This window comes from Desulfocucumis palustris (assembly GCF_002933875.1).
GTDB classification, from domain to species: Bacteria; Bacillota; Desulfotomaculia; order Desulfotomaculales; family Desulfocucumaceae; genus Desulfocucumis; species Desulfocucumis palustris.
The window spans coordinates 1-387 of sequence record NZ_BFAV01000037.1 but is presented as its reverse complement, the minus strand read 5'-3'; the positions used below and the strand labels follow the sequence as shown (position 1 = coordinate 387).

1 pseudogene is annotated in these 387 nt (G+C 41.9%); it reads left to right on the top strand.

Features of this window, described 5'->3' with window-relative positions:
- Window positions 1–385: pseudogene (locus tag DCCM_RS03155) on the top strand (IS4 family transposase); the annotation flags it as partial.
- Window positions 386–387: the final 2 nt, after the last annotated feature.

Genomic DNA, 387 nt, shown 5'->3' with positions numbered 1-387 from the left:
TTATGGAAAACGCTGGGACATCGAGGTTTTTTTCAAAACCACCAAGTCCTTTTTGAACCTTGCCAAGGAGTTCCAGGGAAGATCCTATGACTCAATGGTTGCCCATACCACCATAGTTTTTTGCCGTTATATCATGCTGTCCATAGAAAACCGGGAAAGCAAAGACCCGAAAACTCTTGGTAATCTATTCTATTTATGCTGTGACGAGCTTCATGATATAAGCTTCTACGAAGCATTTCAGCTGATATTAACGATGCTGAAAAACACTTTGCGGAAGTACCTTACAATAACAGACTGTGCTTTACAAGGACTCGTCAACGATTTTATTTCCTGTCTGCCCGCATTTTTAAAGGGCCGGCTTCAACTTTCGACCTGCGAAAGTTGAGT